General features: G+C 75.5%; 3 protein-coding genes. All 3 read left to right on the forward strand.

From position 1 onward, the window contains the following. A partial coding sequence (locus E1258_RS29930; RefSeq protein WP_132407012.1) for an ATP-binding protein occupies positions 1-2153 on the forward strand: 2153 nt, incomplete at its 5' end. A 79-nt stretch (positions 2154-2232) separates the two neighbouring features. Further along, positions 2233-3162 carry an LLM class F420-dependent oxidoreductase gene (locus E1258_RS29935; RefSeq protein ID WP_132407014.1) on the forward strand — a complete coding sequence of 310 codons (930 nt, stop codon included), beginning with the start codon at positions 2233-2235 and terminating at the stop codon, positions 3160-3162. A 450-nt stretch (positions 3163-3612) separates the two neighbouring features. Continuing rightward, positions 3613-4861, forward strand: a 1249-nt coding sequence (locus E1258_RS29945) for an FAD-binding protein (protein ID WP_371688705.1), incomplete at its 3' end; no start/stop codon positions are given.

Raw genomic sequence — 4861 nt, forward strand, 5'->3', positions numbered from 1 at the left:
CGTTCGCGGACGCCCCGAACCTCACCCCCCGCGCCCTGCTACGCCGGGTGGACCGGCACGTCGCCTGGTGCCGGGACGCCGACGAGGTGGCCGCGCTGGACCGGCTCATCGACGGCAGTCAGCCGCCGCCCCCGCTGCCCCCGCCGGCCGGTCCGGCGGACCTGCGCCCGCTGGACGAGCGGTTCGCCCGGCTGGTCGCGGCGGCCGACGTCGGCCCTGCCCTCGACCACCGGACCGAGGACGAGCACCTGCCGCCGCTGCTCGCCGCCGGGCTCGCCGCGTGGATCGCCGAGCAGGCCCCGACGGGGGCCACGTACAAGCACGACCCGCCGCCGGGGCGCAAGCCGGCCCTGCACGCCCGGCTGATCGAGGTGCTCGACGAGGCCACCGAGAACGAGGCGCACTGGTGCTTCCGGGGGATCGCCCACCCGAACGCCATCGCCACGATCGCCCGGATCAGGGCCGCCTGCACCATGGCCGGGCTGGACCGGCAGTTCCCGCAGCGCCGGCTCGTGCTGCTGCGCGCCGGACAGTGGCCGACCGGGAAACGTACTGCGCAGGTGCTGGCGGCGTTCGACGCGGCCGGCGGGCTGCGCCGCGCCGTGCCCGAGGCGGACCTGCGGGTGTACGCGGCGCTGCGCGAACTGGGCCGCAGCCCGGACGCGGCCTACCACGAGTGGCTGGTGGCCCGCCGGCCGGCGAGCGGCACCACCCTGTTCCGTGCGGTGCTCGGCGGCCCCGCCCCGGCACCGGCGGGGGACGCGCCCGCGCCGCCGGCAGCGCCTCTCGCGGACGGTCCGGCGCCTGCCGCCGACGGTCCGGCTCGGAGGGCGGCCGTCGGCGCGGCGGTGGGCCCGGCGACCGGTGGCCCCACCGCCGGGGCGCGGCCCGCCGGCGGTACGGCGATCCGGCTGGGGCACACCACGGGCGCGCGGGAGCCGTTCGAGGTGAACCTGGACTCGCTGCGCCGGCACAGCGTGGTCTTCGCCGGCTCCGGCTCGGGCAAGACGGTGCTGATCCGGCGGATCGTCGAGGAGTGCGCCCGGCAGGGCGTCTCCGCGATCGTCCTGGACCCGAACAACGACCTGGCCCGCCTGGGCGACGCCTGGCCGCAGCCGCCGGCCGGCTGGGGGCCGGGCGACGACGAGCGGGCCCGGGACTACCTGGAGCACACCGAGGTCGTGGTCTTCACGCCACGGGTCACAGCCGGCCAGCCGCTGAGCTTCCAGCCGCTGCCGGACTTCTCCCCGCTGCGGGACTCGCCGGACGAGTTCGACCAGGCGATCCGCTCGGCGGTGGAGGCGCTCGCGCCCCGGGCCGGGGTGGACCGCCCGACCCGGCTGGCCCAGCAGGGCAAGGCGGTGCTGACGGAGGCGCTGCTGGCGTACGCGCGGACCGGCATGGTGGGCCTGCCCGGCTTCACCGAGTTCCTCGCCGACCTGCCCGACGGGGTGAGCCGGCTGGCCCGGGCGGACAAGTTGGCCCTGGACCTGGCCGAAACCCTCAAGGCGGTGATGGTCACCGACCCGCTCTTCGGCGGCGCGGGCACCCCGGCCGACCCCGGCCTGCTGCTCACCCCGGCTCCGGGCCGGCGGGCCCGGGTGTCGGTGGTCAGCTTCGTCGGCCTCACCTCCGACCAGGAACGGCAGAGCTTCGTCAACCAGTTGCAGATGGCGTTGTTCGCCTGGATCCGGCGGCATCCCGCCGGGGACCGGCCGCTGGGCGGTCTCTTCGTGATGGACGAGGCGCAGACCCTCGCGCCGTCGAGCGGGAACACCGCCTGCACGGCCAGCTCCATCGCACTGGCCTCGCAGGCCCGCAAGTACGGCCTCGGGCTGGTCTTCGCCACCCAGGCCCCGAAGGGCCTGCACAACCAGATCTCCGGCAACGCCACCACCCAGTTCTTCGGGCTGCTCAACGCACCCGCGCAGATCGACGCGGCCCGGCAACTCGCCGAGGCCAAGGGCGGCCGGCTGCCGGACATCGGGCTGCTGACCAGCGGCCAGTTCTACGCGGCGGGGGAGGGCTTCTCCTTCGTCAAGGTGGACACCCCGCTGTGCCTGACCCACCATCCCAAGGCGCCGCTGACGCCGGAGGAGGTGGTGGCGCGGGCGGCCCGGTCGCGACCCGACGGGGGCGCGCCGGCCGACTGACCGCGCGGGGCCAGTGGGTGCCCCTCCCTACCGGAGGCGTTGACAAGGGGCCCCTCCTTGCACTGCCTATGCTCGGGGAATGGAACTGCGGATCTTCACCGAACCCCAGCAGGGCGCCACCTACGACCAGCTCCTCGCCGTGGCCCGCTGCGCCGAGGACGCCGGCTACGGCGCGTTCTTCCGGTCCGACCACTACCTGAAGATGGGCGCGGTGAGCGGCGACCCGGGCCCGACCGACGCCTGGACCACCCTGGCCGGCATGGCCCGGGACACCTCCCGGATCCGGCTCGGCACGCTGATGACGGCCGCCACCTTCCGCTTCCCCGGCCCCCTCGCGATCACCGTGGCGCAGGTCGACCAGATGAGCGGCGGCCGGGTGGAGCTGGGCATCGGCGCCGGCTGGTTCGCCGAGGAGCACAGCGCGTACGGCATCCCGTTCCCGGCGCTGGGGGAGCGGTTCGACCGGCTGGAGGAACAGCTCGCCGTCATCACCGGGCTCTGGGAGACCCCGGCCGGCAAGACCTTCGACCACGCCGGGCGCTACTACCCGGTGACCGGCTCGCCGGCGCTGCCCAAGCCGCTGCAGCAGCCGCGGCCGCCGATCCTGATCGGTGGTAAGGGGCCGACCCGCACGCCCCGCCTCGCGGCCCGCTACGCCGACGAGTTCAACCTGCCGTTCGTCTCGGTGGCGGAGACGGCCGCGCAGTTCGACCGGGTCCGCACCGCGTGCGCGGGGATCGGCCGGGACCCGGCCGGGATGAGCTGGTCCAACGCCCTGGTGTTGTGCTGCGGACGGGACGAGGCCGAGGTGCGGCGGCGGGCCGAGGTGATCGGGCGGGAGCCGGCCGAGCTGCGCGAGAACGGCCTAGCCGGCACCCCCGCCGAGGTCGTCGACAAGATCGGCCGGTACGCGGAGACGGGCAGCGGCCGGATCTATCTCCAGGTCCTCGACCTGGCCGACCTGGACCACGTCGAGCTGGTCGCCGCCGAGGTGATGCCTCAGCTCTAGCGGCCGGTTCGCCGGATCGGCTGACGCCCGGGGCCCCGCTGGCGGAAACCTGCGAAAGAGCCTCAGGTGGAGGTGGGGGCGTGTTCGTCTACCACCGGTCGTGGCCCGGCATGACTGCGAGGGTGGGAAGCGCCGGCAACGCCCCGGCTGGCTCAGCGGGTCGGGTGCTCGTCGCGCACGACGGTGTCGAGGCGGCCGTCCCGGTCGCAGTCCAGGTACGTGATGTCCGGGACGCCGTCGCCGTCGAGGTCGAACTGCACCACGTGGGTCCGGACCGACGCCGGTCGGGTCGATCTCCTCCTCGGACGGGTACACGTCGCCGCGCAGGGCGGGGTCCGGATAGCTGCTCATGGGCGTATGGTTCCCCGACGACGCCCCGGGCAACCAGTGTCCGGCCCGCCGGAGCCGCCCGGGCGTCGATTCGACGACGCCGAGTGACGGGAGGGTCACGTGGACGCGAGCGACCGGGAGTCCGGGGCGGGCGTGCCGGAGCGCAACTGGGCCGGCAACGTGCGTTACTCGGCGGCGCGCCGGCACCGCCCGACCGGGCTGGACGAGCTGCGCCGGCTGGTCACCGGCAGCGACCGGCTGCGGGCGGTCGGCACGGGTCACTCGTTCAACCGGCTCGGCGACACCGGCGGGGACCTGGTTTCGTTGGCCGGGCTGCCGCCGACGGTCGAGGTCGACCGGGAGCGATCAACGGTCACCGTCGCCGCCGCCGTGCGCTACGGCGACCTGGCCACGCGGCTGCACGCCGCCGGGTACGCCCTGCCGACGATGGCGTCGCTGCCGCACATCTCGGTGGCCGGCGCGGTGGCCACCGCCACCCACGGCTCGGGCGTCGGGATCGGCAACCTGGCCTCGGCCGTCTCGGCGCTGGAGCTGGTCACCGCCGACGGCGACCTGCTGACCGTACGGCGGGACGCCGACGGCGACCGGTTCGCCGGGATGGTGGTTTCGCTCGGCGCGCTGGGCGTGGTCACCCGGGTCACCCTGGACGTCGTGCCCGACTTCGAGGTGCGGCAGTACGTCCGGCTCGGCCTGCCGCGCGCGGCGCTGGACGAGGCGTTCGCCTCGGCGTACAGCGTGAGCCTGTTCACCGACTGGCGCGGCGACCGGATCGACCAGGTGTGGCGCAAGCAGCTCGCGGACGCCCCGCCGCCGCCGGCCGACTGGCTCGGCACCACGGCGGCGGCCGGGCCCGTGCACCCGGTGCCCGGGATGCCGGCGCGCAACTGCACCGCCCAGCTCGGCGAGCCGGGGCCGTGGCACGAGCGGCTGCCGCACTTCCGGCTCGGCTTCACCCCGAGCAGCGGCGACGAGCTCCAGTCGGAGTACCACCTGCCCCGGGCGGCGGCGGCCGGGGCACTGGCCGCGCTGGACCCGCTGGCGGACCGGATCGCCGCCGTGCTCCAGGTCTGCGAGCTGCGTACGATCGCCGCCGACGAGCTGTGGCTGAGCCCGCAGTACCGGCGGGACAGCCTCGCCGTGCACTTCACCTGGATCGGCGACGCCGACGCGGTGGCCCCGGTGCTCGCCGAGGTGGAACGGGCGCTGGCCCCGTTCGCGCCCCGGCCGCACTGGGGCAAGGTGTTCACCCTCGACCCGGCGGCGGTCGCCGCCGCGTACCCCCGGCACGCCGACTTCCTGGCGCTGGCCCGCGAGCTGGACCCGATGGGGAAGTTCCGCACCGACCTGC

The sequence above is a fragment of the Micromonospora sp. KC207 genome, assembly GCF_004348615.1.
Taxonomy (GTDB): domain Bacteria; phylum Actinomycetota; class Actinomycetes; order Mycobacteriales; family Micromonosporaceae; genus Micromonospora.